This window comes from Paenibacillus sp. FSL M7-0802, from assembly GCF_038004945.1.
Lineage (GTDB): Bacteria > Bacillota > Bacilli > Paenibacillales > Paenibacillaceae > Paenibacillus > Paenibacillus polymyxa_B.
Genome location: NZ_JBBOSD010000001.1, coordinates 5396105 through 5413827 on the forward strand (window position 1 = coordinate 5396105; position 17723 = coordinate 5413827).

At 47.9% G+C, this 17723-nt stretch carries 16 protein-coding genes; 12 read left to right on the top strand and 4 right to left on the bottom strand.

The genetic code is table 11. The features are described from left to right. Positions 1-45: 45 nt before the first annotated feature. A complete protein-coding gene (locus MHB54_RS24680) occupies positions 46-846 on the top strand; it encodes a DUF3592 domain-containing protein (protein WP_264453648.1) in 801 nt (266 codons plus the stop codon). Positions 847-928: 82 nt separating this feature from the next. Then, positions 929-1069 (top strand): hypothetical protein, encoded by a 141-nt coding sequence (locus MHB54_RS24685; RefSeq protein WP_023989112.1) that lies wholly within the window; start codon positions 929-931, stop codon positions 1067-1069. 338 nt (positions 1070-1407) lie between these two features. On the opposite strand, the gene MHB54_RS24690 is transcribed toward MHB54_RS24685, so the two are convergent. Next, positions 1408-2325: a LysR family transcriptional regulator gene (locus MHB54_RS24690; protein WP_025723122.1), complete on the bottom strand. Its 918-nt coding sequence runs from the start codon at positions 2323-2325 to the stop codon at positions 1408-1410. Between the two features lie 274 nt (positions 2326-2599). Between MHB54_RS24690 and MHB54_RS24695 the strand changes: the two genes are divergently transcribed. From MHB54_RS24695 to hydG, 10 genes are all read left to right on the top strand, one after another. After that, entirely contained in the window at positions 2600-4201 is a 1602-nt protein-coding gene (locus MHB54_RS24695; protein WP_264453649.1) for an ABC transporter substrate-binding protein, read from the top strand. Between the two features lie 4 nt (positions 4202-4205). Then, positions 4206-5204 carry an ABC transporter permease gene (locus tag MHB54_RS24700; RefSeq protein ID WP_023989109.1) on the top strand — a complete coding sequence of 333 codons (999 nt, stop codon included), beginning with the start codon at positions 4206-4208 and terminating at the stop codon, positions 5202-5204. Then, positions 5201-6067 (top strand): ABC transporter permease, encoded by an 867-nt coding sequence (locus MHB54_RS24705; RefSeq protein WP_028540669.1) that lies wholly within the window; start codon positions 5201-5203, stop codon positions 6065-6067. The genes MHB54_RS24700 and MHB54_RS24705 overlap by 4 nt, the downstream gene beginning before the upstream one ends. Further along, the gene (locus MHB54_RS24710; protein WP_028540670.1) at positions 6052-6825 is read left to right on the top strand and encodes an ABC transporter ATP-binding protein; all 774 of its coding nucleotides are present in this window, start codon (positions 6052-6054) and stop codon (positions 6823-6825) included. Before MHB54_RS24705 ends, MHB54_RS24710 begins: the two co-directional genes overlap by 16 nt. Beyond that, positions 6822-7604, top strand: coding sequence for an ABC transporter ATP-binding protein (locus MHB54_RS24715; RefSeq protein WP_023989106.1), 783 nt, complete (start codon positions 6822-6824; stop codon positions 7602-7604). Before MHB54_RS24710 ends, MHB54_RS24715 begins: the two co-directional genes overlap by 4 nt. After that, positions 7591-8661, top strand: coding sequence for a pyridoxal-phosphate-dependent aminotransferase family protein (locus MHB54_RS24720; protein ID WP_069079749.1), 1071 nt, complete (start codon positions 7591-7593; stop codon positions 8659-8661). The genes MHB54_RS24715 and MHB54_RS24720 overlap by 14 nt, the downstream gene beginning before the upstream one ends. Then, positions 8651-9790 (top strand): amidohydrolase family protein, encoded by a 1140-nt coding sequence (locus tag MHB54_RS24725; protein WP_069079748.1) that lies wholly within the window; start codon positions 8651-8653, stop codon positions 9788-9790. Before MHB54_RS24720 ends, MHB54_RS24725 begins: the two co-directional genes overlap by 11 nt. Before the next feature lie 117 nt (positions 9791-9907). Continuing rightward, positions 9908-11524: an alkaline phosphatase gene (locus MHB54_RS24730; protein ID WP_264453650.1), complete on the top strand. Its 1617-nt coding sequence runs from the start codon at positions 9908-9910 to the stop codon at positions 11522-11524. Between the two features lie 256 nt (positions 11525-11780). Beyond that, on the top strand, positions 11781-12833 hold the full coding sequence (gene hydE / locus MHB54_RS24735) for a [FeFe] hydrogenase H-cluster radical SAM maturase HydE (RefSeq protein WP_340982146.1): 1053 nt from the start codon (positions 11781-11783) through the stop codon (positions 12831-12833). Positions 12834-12882: 49 nt separating this feature from the next. Further along, on the top strand, positions 12883-14295 hold the full coding sequence (gene hydG, locus MHB54_RS24740; RefSeq protein ID WP_264453651.1) for a [FeFe] hydrogenase H-cluster radical SAM maturase HydG: 1413 nt from the start codon (positions 12883-12885) through the stop codon (positions 14293-14295). A gap of 146 nt (positions 14296-14441) precedes the next feature. On the opposite strand, the gene hydF is transcribed toward hydG, so the two are convergent. From hydF to MHB54_RS24755, 3 genes are read right to left on the bottom strand one after another with little or no spacing between them, the layout of a single operon-like run. Further along, positions 14442-15695: a [FeFe] hydrogenase H-cluster maturation GTPase HydF gene (gene hydF, locus MHB54_RS24745; RefSeq protein WP_264453652.1), complete on the bottom strand. Its 1254-nt coding sequence runs from the start codon at positions 15693-15695 to the stop codon at positions 14442-14444. Beyond that, a complete protein-coding gene (locus tag MHB54_RS24750) occupies positions 15682-17130 on the bottom strand; it encodes an aspartate ammonia-lyase (protein ID WP_076159271.1) in 1449 nt (482 codons plus the stop codon). Before MHB54_RS24750 ends, hydF begins: the two co-directional genes overlap by 14 nt. Continuing rightward, complete coding sequence (locus MHB54_RS24755) at positions 17127-17717, bottom strand: 4Fe-4S dicluster domain-containing protein (protein WP_028540676.1); 591 nt, start codon at positions 17715-17717, stop codon at positions 17127-17129. The genes MHB54_RS24750 and MHB54_RS24755 overlap by 4 nt, the downstream gene beginning before the upstream one ends. Positions 17718-17723 lie beyond the last annotated feature (6 nt).

A 17723-nucleotide genomic window follows, 5' to 3' on the forward strand; every position in this document is an offset into this window, starting at 1 on the left:
CTGACATATAATTTGAACAGATGATTGAAAAAGGGGTTTTGGAGGATGAAAGGATTTTTGAGTATTATCGGGGTACTTATGGTGTTTGGTGTAGGCTTCTCACCATTTTTGGCTAACTATTTATGGGATGATCCATTTGTGATTATGGATGCCCCGTGGTATAGGCCGTTAATTTATATAGGCTTTGCGCTTATTTTTCTACCTGGAATTTTAGGTGTGTTTTTTGAAGGCGGTAAGGTTAAGAAGGGTGTTCCTGGGGTTGGGATTATTACAAGTGTTCAGCTAACAGGGACTTATGTAAACAATCAGCCGCAGGTAAAGCTCGGGTTGACCGTAACCAAACATGGAGAAGACAAATATGATACTGCTTTGACGACGATTATTCCTTTGACTTCCATGGCTCAATTTCAGCCAGGCTCGATCATTCCGTTGGTCGTATCGGAGAAAGATAAACTGAAAGTAGGACTTGACCTGAAAGGGCAGGTGTCGCAGACGGATTTGCAAGCGTTAATGAATGAGCAAATGGTCAAGCAGGGCGTATCGCCTGAGCTGATGGAAATTGCCAAAACCGGTAAGCAGGCATATGCGAAGGTGCTGGATGTTACACCCATGGGGGAAGCAGGATCTAATAAAATTAAGCTTCAATTTACGCTGAGTGTTACGAAAAACAACGGCGATACATTTAATGTAACCACGCAAAAGGTTGTTTTTTCTTCCCAACTATCCAAGCTGCAGCAGGGAAGTATTATAGAGGTCATTTATTCACCTCAAGATCCTTCGAAATTGGTCTTTAAAACACAAGTGAGTGAAGCCGAGGTACAGCAAGCATTTGGTTCTTCTCGATAATAAAAAAGTTTTCCGATACCTGTTTCAGATACAGCCCATAGGTGTATTATAATAGTATCCCGACACCAGGAGGTTGATAACGATGGATAACCAAAGTAGATCCGAACTGGCGAATAGGGATGGCCTGTCACGGCCGAGAGGCTTAAATAGACAGGTTGTCGGAAACAATTATGAAATGGGCTATGATCAGGATAAAAGTCCACCAGATTTAGGGAGACCCTGATCACAAAAAGGCGAGGACAGGCACTTTGGGATCACACAGCACATTGGAACTGAGGTAGGACATCTTGGGAGACCAAGGCTAGAGACCTTAAGGAAAGAAGTGATGCGGGATGGATAAAGTGGAGTTTCCGAGCAAGCGTAAAGTAATCAGGCGAGGCTGACATGAAATTCAAATGAACATGAAATGTGGTTCGTTAAGGACAGATGGAAGCAACATCGCAACAGTGTAATCGAACCCGTAAAATAAATGAAGTATTGAAAGCATAGGGGCGAAGCCCCGGGACCGTCTTCTTCTCTGGCTTTGGCTGAGGAGGAAGACGGTCCTTTTCACATTTGAAGCTACTTTTGAGAAAGTTGCTCGACCGTTTCTCGGAAGGTATCAATAAAGGCTTCGGCAGCTTTAGACAAATAACGTCCGTTTCGGTAGGCAATGGCTAGGGTACGGCTAGGGGTAGGTTCGGCGAGTGGCAATAATGCTGGAACAAACTCGCTGCTGGCGGCCCGGGCGATAAAACGGGGGACGAGTGTCACTCCCATACCTGTCGCTACAAGCGATTGGAGCGTCTCCATATTAGTGCTCTCAAACACCACATTGGGTTCAAAGCCAGCTTGATGACACAAATCCATCGTCAGCTTGCGAAAGCCTTGCCCTTTTTTCAGAACGACAAAAGGCTCATCTTTCAGTTCTTCCATATGCACAGGCTGCGGATGGTCTCCGTTTTTACGCAGGGCTAGGGGGTGACCTGGAGGAACGGCAAGATCAATCCACTCTTCACCGATCGGCACATAGGAAAGTGTAGGTTCTACTAATGGAAGAGATAGCAGGCTGAGATCTGTATCCCCACTGGCAGTTTTTTTCTCCAAATTCATGGATGAATCCTCGACCAACACGATTTCAATGTCCGGATGAGCTTTCTTGAATACAGGCAGCACATGCGGCAGCAAATGAGAACCTGTGATGGGCATACTGCCAACCACAACCTTCCCTTTTCGCAGTTGAGAAATGTCGTCCATTTCCTGCCGGAGCTGCTCAACTGCATCGACTATTTTTTTTGCCTTTTCCACAAAGCTTGCTCCTGCATGTGTTAATTCCACCGTGCTGGTGTTGCGTTGAAATAGAAGTACCCCAAGTTCTTTTTCCAGTTTGGACAATTGTTGGCTCAAAGAGGGCTGAGCAATATGCAGTTTTTCTGCTGCGCGTGAGAAGTTTTTTTCCGCTGCAATTTGCAGGGTGTATTGAAGTTGTCTGAATTCCATCGAGTTTTAAACCCCTTTTATATACGCTTTTATAATGGTTGTCGTCTTATAAGCTTTACCTATTACTTCATAGACTGATTATACAATAATATAATGAAATTCCCAATCCCATATGAACTCCATGTGTTCACAAGCTGGAAAATCCCTATGTTTACTTTTATCTTTGATTTTATAAATTATGGTATTTAATTCTGTTTGACATGGCAAATGGGTTCATCCATAATATTATTCATATTAAAACAATATGTTTTATTGGAGAAAAGGGGAAAATGGGATGTCCAAACTTATTGTATCTTTTAGGAAACCGTTTTTGGTTGGATCTTTAGCATTTCTTTTATTGGTTCTCGTGGCAGGATGCTCCGGCTCCAAAAATGATGCAGATAAAAATACAAACGCAACTAACCCAAGCACAACCGCTGATCAACCCGCGGAAGGGGGAACCTTTACATATGGCCGCCCGGCTTCCGTAACCTCGTTTGATTTGCATAATCAGATTACATCAAATAATGCTTTTGCTATCGACAAAGTATTTGAGCCGCTGGTTGCCTTTAACGGTGATGGAAAAATTGTGGATTGGCTTGCGGCGTCGCACAATATTAGCGCGAATGGATTAACCTATACTTTTGTTTTACGCGATGGCTTGAAATTTTCAGACGGCAAAGGAGTTACTGCCGAGGACGCGGTTTTTTCAATTCAGCGTCATTTGAATGTAGGAGGTCCTCTTGCAATAGCGGCACAGGTGGCTTCGCTTTCGGCTCAAGATGAAAAAACACTTGTAATTAAGCTTAAAGCGCCGTATACGCCGTTTATTTCTGAACTCTCGAATTTCTCCAATGGCATCCTTCCAAAGGATTTTGGCGGTGTCTCGGAAAAAGAATTCTTTAAGAATCCGGTCGGTACCGGTCCCTTCGTCGTTAAGAAATGGAATTTTGCCGGTGATCTTACTTTCAGCAAAAATAAATACTATTGGCAGAAAGGCAAGCCATATATCGATGAACTTGTCTACAAGCTCATTGAAGATGACAGCCAAGCGATTAACCAGCTGAAGGCTGGCGCGATAGACGCTATTGAGTCTGTAGCTCTTGAAAATGTAAATGAATTAAAACAAGGAACTGATACCAAAGTGGCAACCAATGGAAGCTGGGTGACAGAGCAATTGTTCTTCAATACCCTGGACGAGCATTTTTCGGATGTGCACGTTCGCCGTGCGTTGGCGTTGGCACTTGACCGTAATGGATTGACCAATGCGGTTACCTTTGGTTTCGCAAAGCCAGCCAATTCGCTTTTGCCGCCAGCCATTCCCTACAACACGAACGATACGATTAAAGCGCTCAGCTTTGATACGAACGCTGCCAAAGCAGAGCTTGCAAAATCAAAGTTCCCTAATGGGTTTTCTACAAAATTGCTCATTGCCTCTGGTAACAACTCAAGAACTCAGGAGGCACAGATTATTCAGGCGGCCGCCAAAACGATCGGCATAGACATTCAAATCGAATCTGTTGAGTTGGCCTCATTTCGCGAGCGTTTCTTTGTCTATGATTTTTCGGCAATGATCAACAGCGGACAGGCGGATTCTCCAGAAGCCAACTCGATCCTCGCTTTCCAGACAGATCCGGAAGGCTTTAGCAAGTCGTACTGGACTCATTACACGAACAATGAAGTTACCAAGCTCCTGCACGAGGGGCAAAAAACACCTGATGGGGAAGAACGTGCGGGAATTTACGCCAAGCTTCAACAAATCCTTGCAGACGAGGTACCTTACATCCCGCTTTATTATCCGGATATTCTGAAAGGTGTTCGTTCTTCCATTGATGGCCTGGTCGTGCTTCCCAATAACAGCGCTCGTTTTGAAGATGTACGTGTGAAAGGTAATTAGATCCTTGACGGCCCACAATTTATTTAAAAAGTCTGCCGGATTGTCTGCAAATCTAACTTTCCCACACAAATGGCTTGTGCGCGCTATGATAAGAGCGGCATCAGTAGTCATCTGTGTGGTGGTGGCAGTCTTCTTCATCATAAGGCTGGTGCCGGGAGACCCCGCCAAAATGATTCTGGGGGAATACGCCACAGCTGAGGCTATTGAGAGTATGCGCCATAGGTTGGGGCTGGATCGTTCTCTTTGGGAGCAGTTTATAGGCTTTGTGCACAATTTCTTTACACACGGTGATACCGGCGTTTCGATTGTTTTTGAGACTTCTTCAAGAGAGTTGATTGCAGAGCGGGCCCCTGTGACGCTGCTGCTCATTGCAATGACCTGTCTTTTTTCCATCATTGTTTCGCTGGTGCTGGCCACCCTTGCGGCAACACATAAAGACGGACTGCTTGACCACATTATACGCATCTTGCCTGCTGTAACGCTCGGTATGCCGATTTTTTGGGTTGGACTGCTACTGATTCTGGTATTTAGCGTTCGGCTTCGCTGGTTCCCCGTTGGGGGAGTCGGCGAGGGCTGGCTTGGAATCTTGTACAGTCTCGCCCTTCCTGCGATCACTGTCGGATTGTCGCAAATTCCCTCGCTTGTTCGTTCTTTAAGAGCGCAGATGCTGGAAGTGCTGGAATCTGATTTTGTTGTAACCTTGAAGGCAGCGGGAATCCCCGACCGGGTTATATTGGTAAAGCATGTCCTGCGCAATTCCGCTCTTCCCGCTCTTATGCTGCTTGGCGTAAACATTGCCTACCTGATGGGCGGCACGTTGGTAATTGAACAGGTTTTTGGCCTCAAGGGTATCGGAAGCCTGTTATTTTCAGCCATTTCAAACCGGGATTTTCCTGTTATACAGGGGATTGCTCTTTATTGTGCGATATCTGTGGTCATCATCGGCTTCGTGATTGAGGTTGCTTCTGGGTATCTTGATCCCAGGACGAAAGGAGAACAATGAAACGCACGCAATTAGATCTTCAGATTCAGAAGGCGGGTCATAGCAACCGCTCTTGGCGAAAAATACTAAATACTCCATCTCTTTTATGGGGCAGTATTATGTTTGCGTTACTCATAGGTATTGCAGTGTTCGCACCGGTTATTAGCCCCTACCAGCCTTCTGATCAAAATATTTCGGCAACTTTACAACCCCCGTCCTTCGAACACTGGCTGGGAACCGATCAACTGGGGCGTGATTTGTTTACACGGCTGATCTATGCCGCACGGACTGATTTGAAGATTATGGTGCTGGCGGAGATCATCCCTTTTTGTATGGGGGTGTTTCTGGGAATGCTTGCCGGGTATTATGGTAAATGGGTAGATACGGTTATCACGCTTTTGACCGATACGTTTATTGCGTTCCCTTTTTATTTGATTGTAATTATAGTGGCGTTTGCAAGCGGTACGGGTGAACAGGGGATATACATTACATTTGTCCTGGTTGGCTGGATTGTATACGCGCGCGTGGTCAAGGGTCTTAGCGCATCGTTTCGCAAGCAGGAATGGATAGCCGCTGCAAAAACTCTGGGAATCCCGGATATTAAAATCATACTGCGCCATCTTCTGCCGAATGTGTTACCGCAAGCGGTGGTAGTGCTTATGACGGACATGGCTGTTCTGCTTGTAGCCATTGTTACGCTAGGCTATCTAGGTATCGGCATTGCGCCGCCAACTCCGGATTGGGGAACTATGATTTCTGATGGGCAGCCCTTTATATCTACTAAGTGGTGGCTTTCAGCAATCCCGGGCTTTGCGGTAGTATATACAGGGATAGCCTTATCCCTTGTGGGCGATGGGCTAGCAGATATATGGAGAAGAAAATGAATGCTATGAATCCAATTTTAGAAGTGGAAAATTTGTCGCTCGCGACGCAATCGAATCATAAATTGGTCACCAATGTGAGTCTCAAAGTTGAAGCGGGCGAAAGTATAGGACTTGTGGGGGAATCCGGATCTGGAAAATCGCTCACGCTTCGCTCCATCATAGGGTTGCTTCCCTCCGGTATTGAACAAGTTGGCGGGCATATTAGGAGCAATGGCAGATGCGCAATGATTTTTCAAGACCCGATAAGGGCACTTGACCCTCTCTGCCCGGTGGCCCGGCAGCTTGCCGAGGTTGTGTACTACAGGCAGAAGGTGAGTCGGAAGGTCGCGCGCACAATAGCTTTGGAACTGCTTGAAATGCTCGGTCTTCCCGATTCCTTAAAGCATACTGACCGTTACCCCCGCCAGCTTTCAGGCGGCCAGTGTCAACGTGTTGTTATTGCGATGGCTTTGGCGTGCAAGCCGGGCATCCTTCTTTGTGATGAGCCAACAACTGCGCTTGACGTAACGGTTCAACGGCAAATACTTGACGTTATTTCACGTCTTCAAAAGGAGCTGGGTTTTGCCATGGTGTTTGTTACGCACAATCTTGCTGTAGCTGCTTCGATGTGCTCAAAGCTTTGCGTTATGAAAGAGGGAAGAATCATAGAGCGGGGAGACACTTTGCCCCTTTTACAAAACCCGCAAAATCCGTATACACAGTTGCTGATAAGCTCAGTGCTTCCTCTCCCGGATCTTGAAAGGAGCGCGGATTTATGAAAACAGCCTTGCAGATAGAAAATATAACGGTTGCTTATGGTAAGTTCACCGCGCTTGATCAAGTAAGCCTGGAGCTGCAGGAGCGTACCACGCTTGGTCTTGTGGGAGAATCGGGTTCAGGAAAGTCTACCCTCGCGCGGGTAATAGCCGGGCTGATCGCCCCGGATGAGGGCCGGATCATGCTGGGTTCTCAGGTTCTGGGCAAGCGACGGAGCCGGGAGCAGCATAAAAGAATACAAATGGTTTTTCAAAACCCGGATTCCTCGCTAAATCCAAAGCATACGATCAGGCAAATCCTTGCCGAAGCCTTACTTTTTCACAAGATTGTTGACCGAGCTCAAGTGGACAAGAAATGTAGGGAACTGCTTACACGTGTTCACATCGATGAAAGCGCCCTTGGCAGATTCCCTCACGAATTTTCCGGCGGTCAGCGTCAGCGGATAGCAATTGCCCGCGCATTAAGCGTTGAGCCAAGCATACTTATCGCAGATGAACCAACGAGCGCACTGGATGTTTCGGTACAACGGAGTATGCTTGAACTGTTGAGCACACTCAAATCGGAGCTTAATCTTACGATGCTTTTTATCTCTCATGACTTGGGAGTTATAAATGCCATAAGCGATATTGTTGCTGTAATGCGGCAGGGGAAGCTGGTTGAGATCAACCCCAAGGAGAAATTCTTTTCTCGTCCTGAAACGCCTTATAGCCGTGAGCTTTTGTCCGCTGTTCCTAAAATGCCAATATCCCATTCTGCAGGAGGTATTTATGAGTCAAAATAATAAAGGATTTGTACCTCTTACAATATCGGAGTTTGATACGCTAACTAACTTGCTCTCCAAACTCCTGTCCACCCAAGAATCCCCGGTAATCATACCGGGCGAGGCGATCCTGGGAATTGAAGCCATAGCAGCAGGCATATCTGCGCCCGACCGTAAAATTCTAAACATTGTGACAGGTCCATATGGAACGATTTTTGGTAACTGGCTTGCGCGTGGCGGAGCAGAAGTCATCGAACTCAAAACATCTTTTGATGATGTGGTAACTGTAGATGAAGTCGCCGCAGCGATTGAGCGATATAACCCATGTGCGCTTTCTTTTGTGCAGGCGGAAGTGGTCACAGGAGGCTCTAATCCAACAAGGGAAATCATGGAGCTTGCGCGTAGATCAAACATTATAACCGTGATAGATTCAGTTTCTGCAATCGGGGGCGAACCGGTGCTCATGGACGAGTGGGGAATTGATTTTGTAGCTGTAGGGGCGCAAAAAGCACTATCCGGGCCTAACGGGATCAGCGCTGTGGGGATTTCTCCCCGTGGCTGGGAGTTTCTGGCCTCCAACAAAAATGCGCCGCGCAATTCCATACTGTCTTTGCTTGACTTAAAGCGTTCCCCTAATCATGTGACGCCCGTGCGAGTTCCTCCCAACATCCCTGTTTTGGAAGCCCGTGCGCTTATAGAGTCATTAAAGCTTATTGAAGAAGAAGGTCTGGAAGCAGTCAACCGCCGCCATCGCTTAACTACATCTGCTGCAATTGCTGGCATTAAAGCCTTGGGCCTTGAACCGTGGCAGCGGAATAAAGATAGCTACTCAACGTTGACTACAACGGTTCGGATTCCTCAAGGCGGTAATTTCAATATCGAACAGCCCATAGGCATTGTCGCACCCGGAGATGGAGAATTGCATAATAAACTCTTACGCATTAACCATTTTGGGGCGAAGGCAAATCAACAAAGCGTTGAAGAAGCTATCCAAACGCTTGCTGAGCTTGTACATCAAGACCCTTATCATGCGCTTGCCGCCCAAAGGTTAATTTGGGGGAATGAAGATGGAAAATAAAATTCAAAAAGAGTTAACCTATAAAAATATATTTGTGGCGGGGATTGATGGGAAACGATTCGATATAACAATCACCAATGGTCGTTTTTCGTCCATTGCAGAGTCCTTATCCTCGCATACTCAACAAAATGGTCCAGATGGCGACTTATGGATTAGCCCCGGCGTAATTGATCTTCATACGCATTTGGCATGGACGGATTTTAATCATACTGATCAGGAGAAGCGCGATGAACTGGAGATCGAAGTGATGCAGGCGCAAGCCTTTGAGGCTACTTTCCAGGCTGGAGTGACTTCAGTGCGTGATGCAGGTGGGCTTTTGCCAAGTACGGTGAAGCATATAGGTCAGCATTATAGCCAGCCTTTAAGAGTTTATACCAGTGGTGATATGCTTGGAGCCGGAGACGCACGAGGCCTTAAGCATTTGGAACGGCGGGTAACAGAAATTATTGATTCCGGGGCAAGCTGGATTAAAATTCTTGCAACGGGGGGACTAGGCTCGTCGCCAGATACAGTGCTGAACCCGATTTTTTCTGAGGAAGAATTCTCTTTTATTGTGCGTAGCGCCCATGCACGCAACATAAAAGTCATGGTTCACACCTGGGGTGGACCTACTGTGGATTGGTCTATTGACGCTGGAGTGGAATCTATAGAGCATGGAATGTATTTGACCGAGGATCAAGCCAACCGGCTTGCGCAATCCAGGACAGCCTTTGTGCCTACTGCTTCCATCTATCGTATTGCTGCAGACCCTTCTGGAGTTCTTTCACTCGATAGGGAAATTTGTGATCGCGCCGCCCGCGCCGCCGAAGCCCACCCTAAAGCCGTTAGCTATGCCAAAAGAGCAGGCGTACGAATTGCGTTCGGTACAGATTTTGCCACACCTTCGTTACATGGACGTAACCTTGAGGAATTAGACACACTCATAGACTGTGGATTAACTCGAAAAGAGGCCTGGCAGGCTGCCACGGAGTTCGCCGCTGAAATTTTGGGATATGGGGACAGATTGGGACGTATAAAAGAAAACTACACAGCAGATACAATCCTTTTTAATGCTGATCCGTATAAGTCACAAAACGCCAAAACACTCCGTGAAAGTATCGTATCGGTAATTCAGGGACAATTTGAGTGAGACCAATACTCCAGAGAGCATCTTTAATATAGTTAGACAATCCCCTTAACATTCTCCTGACAAAGTATGATTAGACTTAGTTCTGATTGTACAATAAAGTGTCTGGGAGGAAATTGAATGCTAAAATGTTGGGGGATACATACGAAAAAATCGGTGGCAGCACTCGTAGCGGCTATGATGCTAGCAGTAAGCGGTGGGACGGCGATGGCAGTCGAAAAGGACACGTCGATTAAAAACGTAATTATTTTGATTCCAGACGGTATGGCTAATGACGCCACTGCACTGGCTAGATGGTACAAAGGATCTTCCTTAACGTTAGACAGCATGGCAAGCGGCATGGTGCGTACACATTCTGCGGATGCTCCAATTGCCGATTCTGCTCCAGCGGGTACTGCTTTTGCCACAGGACATAAATCTCATACTGGGTATGTAGGTGTCCTTCCTGATGAAGCGACAATGCCCGGACAACAACCCATTGCAGCGGGTGACGCCAAAAAGCCTGTAGCTTCCATTCTTGAGGCTTCCAAGCTGGCAGGGAAATCGACTGGAATTATTGCGACTTCGGAGATTATGCATGCGACACCAGCTGATTTTACCGCACATTATCCTGATCGTAAAAATTATGATGCACTCAGCATGCAGCAAGCCTACAACGGGGTTGATGTAGTGTTAGGTGGAGGCGGCAAGTTTTTGGACGCAGCAGGGCGTAAAGATGGCCAAGATTTGGTAGCCCAAATTAAAGACCAGGGTTATGACTTTGTCACGACACCTGAAGGGTTGAAAAATTCGACCTCCAGCAAGCTCTGGGGCAGCTTTTCTCCTGAAGCCCTTGCGTATAACCTGGATCGCGATGCATCCAAGGAACCTAGTCTGGCAGAAATGACATCGAAAGCCATTGATGTGTTGTCCAAAAACGATAAAGGCTTCTTCTTAATGGTAGAAGGCAGTAAGGTGGATTGGGCCGCCCATGCAAATGATCCAACCGGAATTATTAGTGACGTGCTTTCGTTTGACGATGCAGTGAAAGTTGCTGTGGATTACGCCAAACAAAACCAAAATACAGTCGTCGTAGCAGTGACAGACCACGGAAACGGTGGATTGACGATTGGTAGCAGCGATACAACTAGCAATTATGACAAAACACCTTTAGCTTCTTTTATAGGCCCGCTGAAAAAAGCGAAGCTGACGGGTGAGGGCTTGGAAGCCAAGCTGAATGCAGATCGCAGCAATATTAAAGAGGTGCTTTCCACATATTTTGGCATCACCGATTTGACAGACGAAGAAGTAAAAACCATTAATGATGCCAAAGAAGGCAGCATGAACTATGCTGTTGGACCGATCATTAGCAAACGTGCGAATATTGGCTGGACTACAGGCGGACATACAGGAGGCGATGTCGTGCTGTACACGTATGCGCCGAACGGAGACCGTCCAACCGGTGTAATCGACAATACAGATGTTAATAAATATATGACACGTGTACTTGGACTGGATTTGGGTACGGTCAGCAAGCAACTTTTTGTTCCTGCAAAAGCCGCTTTTGAAGCTAAAGGAGCCAAGTTTACTGCGGACACGAAAGTCATTACGGTGACCAAAGGCAGTAACAAGCTGGAGCTTCCGGTATACAAAAATGTCGCTACGCTGAATGGTAAAAATACCACGCTCAACGGTGTAGTTGTATTTAACGGCGTTGATTATTTTGTACCCCAGCAGGCGATTGATTTGATTCAGTAATAAGCAGAACCATCGACAAGGGCTGTTTCTTCCATTAGAGGAAGAGACAGCTTTTTTGTGTGTTGATATAAATGTGTATTTTTTGGGGCAGAAGTTGGAGGAGGTTTTTATAAAATGGGATTTTTTGTGAAACTAATCACGTTACATCCTCTCCGATATTGCTAGAATAATACATGTACGGTACAAGCCGCTGATGATGTGAAGTCCGGATGGACGAGGGAAGAAGGGATGAGTCACGGACGAATTATTACTGCGTCTGGCTGACGGCAAGGAATGGACGCATATGGAAATGATGGAGCTGCTGACACGTCTGGATGATGAGCCAACGCTTCGGGCTCAACTGCGCCACCTGGCAGCTCGCACCAAATTGGAGCGCTATGGCAAAGGTGTTTTTTTACGGGGATTAATTGAATTCTCCAGTATATGTCGTCAGGACTGCATGTACTGTGGGCTGCGCGCTTCGAATAAACAGGCAGATCGTTACCGTTTGCAGCCAGAAGAAATTCTGGCCTGTTGTGCGGAGGGGTATGAACTCGGTTATCGGACCTTTGTGCTGCAAAGTGGGGAAGATTACTGGTTTACAGCGGCACGGCTGACGAAATTGATTCGCGAAATTAAAAGCCGTTTTGCGGATGTGGCGGTTACACTGTCCATCGGTGAACGGGATGATGAAACTTATGAGCAATTATACGAGGCGGGCGCGGACCGTTTTTTGCTGCGGCATGAGACAGCTTCCCCCCGTTTGTACGCCAAGCTGCATCCGACGATGACGATGGAAAGCAGGCGCAGCCGTCTGCTGGCTTTGCAACGAATCGGCTTTCAGATCGGGGCCGGATGTATGGTGGGGTTACCAGGACAAACGAATAGTGAATTAGCAGACGATTTGGTCTATCTGCACAGCCTGTCACCAGATATGATCGGGATTGGCCCCTTTTTACCGCATAGCAACACGCCGCTTCGGGATGCCCGTCAGGGGAGCATGGAAAAGGCACTCGATATTATTTCGTTATCCCGATTGGTCGTTCCAGATGCTCTTATTCCGGCGTCCACGGCAATGGGAACGATTCATCCCCAGGGCAGGGAGAAAGCGCTTCAGGCAGGGGCAAATGTGGTGATGCCCAATTTGTCGCCACTAGCGGTGAGACCTAAGTATGCGATTTATGAGAATAAAATATGTTTGGGCGATGAGTCTGCCCAATGTCGACATTGCCTGGAGCTGCGGATTCGCGGAGCGGGATTTGAAGTCGATATGGGGCGCGGCGATAGTTTGAGGGTGCAACGACAGCTTATGAGACAGGAAACTTTGTGAGGCCATAACGGAAACATTGCAGTAACCATAAATAAGGAGATGGGTATACGTGAGTGGAGTACGGGAGAAAGTGTCGGCGGATTTTATTAATGAAGCAGAGATTATGGCAGCAGTGGAGCAGGGGAAACAAGAGGCAACAGATCGACACCGTATTTTAGAAATTTTAGAAAAGGGGAGAGCCTGCCGGGGACTGAGTGCGAGTGAAGCGGCGGCTCTTTTGCATGTGGATGATCCTGAATTATTGGAAGAGATGTTCAAATCTTCGAGGGCAGTCAAAGAACAAATTTATGGCAACCGAATTGTACTGTTCGCCCCTTTATATGTAAGCAACCACTGCGTGAATAACTGCGAATATTGTGGTTATAAACATACCAATGACAGCTTTACTCGTAGCCGTCTGACACCGGAGGAATTGGTACAGGAGGTTAGAGTGCTTCAAGAACTGGGACACAAGCGGCTCGTGCTGGAAGCGGGGGAAGACCCAGTCCATTGTCCCATTGACTATATCGTCGATTGTCTGCGCCAGATCTATGAGGTCAAGGTAGATAACGGCAGCATTCGACGGATCAATGTGAATATTGCATCCACAACCGAGGAGGACTATCGGAAGCTGGCAGAGGTAGGCATTGGTACGTATATTTTATTTCAGGAAACGTATCATCGGGAAAGCTATCGTAAATTCCACCTGCAGGGACCAAAGCGGGACTTTGATTGGCACACCACCGCAATGGACAGAGCCATGCGTGCGGGTATAGATGATGTGGGGATTGGTGTGTTGTACGGTCTGTATGATTTCCGCTATGAAACCGTAGCGATGCTGAAACATGCCGAGCACCTGGAAGAAGCCTTTGGTTGTGGTCCTCATACAGTTTCAGTTCCACGATTGCGTCCGGCTGAAAATGTAGACTTGGAGCGATATCCGTACCTGGTCAACGATGAGGATTTTATGAAAATTGTATCCGTTCTTCGACTGGCTGTTCCTTATGCTGGTATGATCCTGTCCACACGCGAGGAGCCGGAATATAGGGATCGTGTAATTGGTCTAGGTGTGTCGCAGATTAGTGCAGGTTCAGCTACAGGCGTAGGGGCATATGCAAAACAGGAAACTGATGATAAGCCTCAATTTGAGGTGGGGGATCATCGCTCACCATCGGAAATTATTAAAAGTCTGTGCCGTGGCGGATATATGCCGAGCTACTGCACAGCTTGCTACCGCGAGGGGCGAACTGGAGATCGTTTCATGGAGCTTGCCAAATCAGGACAAATTCATAATGTGTGCCAGCCGAATTCGCTGCTGACCTTCCAAGAATATCTGCTGGATTATGGGGATGAGGAGGCGCGTGAACTGGGAGCTGCCGCTCTGCGAGAGAATCTGGAGCGTATACCACGTGAATCGACGCGCCGTTTGACGCTTGACAGACTGGAACGACTGGAAGCAGGCGAGCGTGATTTGTATTTTTAGCAATTTATATTATTCGTAGTATCATTTCACGCTATGAAAATTCTCATGATTTATAATCGAACTTGAAAATAAAAAGCAGTCGCGTTGGAATCAGCGCGACTGCTTTTGTGTGTCTGGAAAAAATATTAATGACGAGATAAGGTCTTTTAGGAATAACTGCCGGCTTCTACAGCTTGCTCCCATGCCAGCATAGCAGATGGGAAGCATTCAATAGCACGGGGAAAGACCCCCTGTACATAAGCGATGAAAATACCATAGTTCACAATCGGCACTCCGGCAGCTTTCGCTTCCGACATTCGATGAAGCATCGTACGCCGATTGAGCATGCATGCACCGCAATGAATAACCAGTGCATATTCGCTCAGATCATCAGGGAAGCTGGAGCCGGATGCATGCTCGATGATGAGACGTTTGCCTATCGTTTGGCGGAGCCAGCGGGGAATTTTCACTCGACCAATATCGTCAGATTGGCATTGGTGAGTGCAGGCTTCGGCAATGAGTACACGGTCTCCATCCTTGAGGCGATCAATGGCTCTTGCACCTCGTACCAGTTCGTCCAGATCGCCTTTATGACGGGCAAACAGGATGGAAAAAGAGGTAAGAGGCACATCCTTGGGCGTGTCGGCCGCTACTTTCATAAAAACCTGTGAATCGGTAATGACCAAGCGAGGCTTACGTCCCAATCTCTCCAGCGTCAATCGTAATTCATGTTCTTTGGTCACAACGGCGATGGCATCGCTCTCTAGTGTATCGCGGATTGTTTGCTGCTGTGGCAGGATCAAACGGCCTTTTGGTGCAGCTTTGTCGATGGGAACGACCAGCACAACAACATCGCCGGGTGACAACAGGTCACCGACGATACGGAAACGATCCTCATTTTGGGGGAGTGTATTAGTGATAGATTTTTTCAGTTCCGTGTCTCCCTGGAGCAAAGATGCACTGAAAGGAATCAGGGTGAGATCCAGTTCAGTTGCCAGCTTTGTAGCCGTTTTATCTGATTCAGTAAGGGTATCTACCTTATTCAATACCCCAATAACAGGAATCTTTTTGTTGCGGAGCTTTTCGAGTAGCTCATGCTCGAATGGTCCGACTCCAACGGTGGCGTCGATAACGAGCAAGGCCAAGTCTGTACTATTAAGTATTTCTAGCGTTTTGTTGCGGCGCAGCTCCCCGACCTCACCCTCATCGTCCAGTCCGGCGGTATCCACCAGAACAATGGGACCCGCTGGGAGCAGCTCCATCGGTTTGAAAACGGGGTCCGTGGTCGTTCCTCCTACAGGAGATACCACAGCGACGGGCTGACCCGTCAGGGTGTTCAGAATGCTGGATTTGCCTGCGTTGCGGCGACCGAGCAGGACAATATGTGGTCGGTTGCTACGAGGGGTATCATTCATTCCCATGGTGAGTTCCTTCTTCCTGCCCCGGAATTCCGGGTTTGGTTACTGTATAGGGATGGCATAATTGGTCAATCCTCGAACGGGTCAGTAGGCCGCGATCTTCTGCAATATCCTCTGGTGTGCGACCTTGCACAATGGCTGCAGATGCAATGGAGGCAGCTTCATCATAGCCAAGCTCCGCGACCAGCGCAGAAGCCATCACGGCTGAGTTACGCAGATTTGTAGTGCAGCGTTCCTCACGCACGATCAGGCCGCGTACGCATCTTTCCTCGAATAGTCGAACCGCGCTGTTCAGAATATGTAGCGATTCCAGCAGCGATTCGGCAATCAGCGGCAGGAATGCGTTTAGTTCCAACTGACCGGAGGCAGCGGCCATAGTGATAGCCGCATCTTCGGCTATCACACGCATGGCTGTTAGTCCTGCCATTTCAGCTATTACCGGATTGACCTTGCCAGGCATAATAGAGGATCCGGCCTGAACTGGAGGCAGCGTGTATTCGCCAATACCACCGAAAGGACCAGAGGCCAGTAGGCGAAAATCGCCAGATATTTTGTACAGATTCACGGCGGCTGATTTGAGTAGACCGGACACCTCCACAAAGACATCCATATTTTGAATCGGGTCCATCGGGTGGTCGCTGCGACTCAGTCCAAAACCAGTCTCATCCGCCAGCTTTTCGACCATCCGATAGCTGTAAGCGCGGGGCGCGTTCATACCTGTGCCAATCGCCGTGCCTCCAATAGGGATTTCCCGCAGCCGCTCTTCAGCTTTATAGAGACGCCAGCGGTCGCGCGCTATAGCCTTTGCGTAGGCACCAAAGCCCTGCCCGGCCATCATGGGCAGGGCATCCATTAGCTGAGTGCGGCCTAGTTTGAGCAGGTCAGCATATTCCGTTTCTTTGTGCTGTAAAGCATCCTGTAACGAAGACATCGTGTCACATAAAGGCCGAAGCAGCCGTATTGCTGCAATTCGTAGCGCTGTGGGATAGACATCATTCGTAGACTGGCAGCAGTTCACATCATCCAGAGGATGTATAATCTCATACTGCCCTGGTCTGCCTCCTAGCTGTACGATGGCCAAATTAGCAATGACCTCATTTACATTCATATGGGTACTGGTGCCTGCGCCGCCTTGCATGGCATCCACGGTAAACATATGTTGGTGCCTCCCGGCGAGTATTTCGTCGCAGGCATTTACAATGGCAGAGGCCCGTTGGGCAGGGAGCCGTTTCTGCTCACCATTCACTTGAGCGGCTACTTTTTTTACCAACACAAGAGCGTGGATCAGGTTTTGGTTCACGGGTCTGCCACTGACCGCAAAATTGTTCATCGCGCGTGCGGTGTGAATACCGTAAAAGGCATCTGCGGGAATTTCCATCTCTCCTAGCGCATCCCGCTCGGTTCGCGTATTTGTAGACAGAGGGAAACCTTCGGTCATAGACCCGTTGCCGGAATGCGTGTCATATGCAGTAGCTGACGTGCACTTGCAGCGCGTTTTTCTTCAACCCGGGCATGAACCAGATCTGGCTCGACCAGCTTGAGGGCTTGTGTTGGACATTTACCAATACAGGCCGGACCGCCGTCCACGCCTTCGCATAAATCACATTTGCTGGCAATCATGCGCTCTTTGGGTTGCAAGCGTCCTGACATATTGGTATACAATCCATCCTGCACGACAGGCTGCCCGTTTCGATACTCGGGTACCATGTTAATCGCGCCGTAAGGGCAGGCGATCATGCAGGTTTTACAGCCAATGCAGCTTTCGCTATTAATGAGAATGCAGCCATCTGCGTTCGTAATAGAGCCGTTCGGACAAGCGTTGGCGCATGGAGCATCCTCACAGTGACGACACTGAACGGGTGCAGTGACCCCAAATGATTTGATAACCTTCAGACGAGGGTGAAAATGAAACTCATCATCCGGCGAGATAAAAGGGTTCTCCGCTGAATGTGCGATGACACATGCGATTTCACAGGTACGACAGCCGATACATTGATCGGGATCAGCTAAAACAAAACGGTTCATACAATT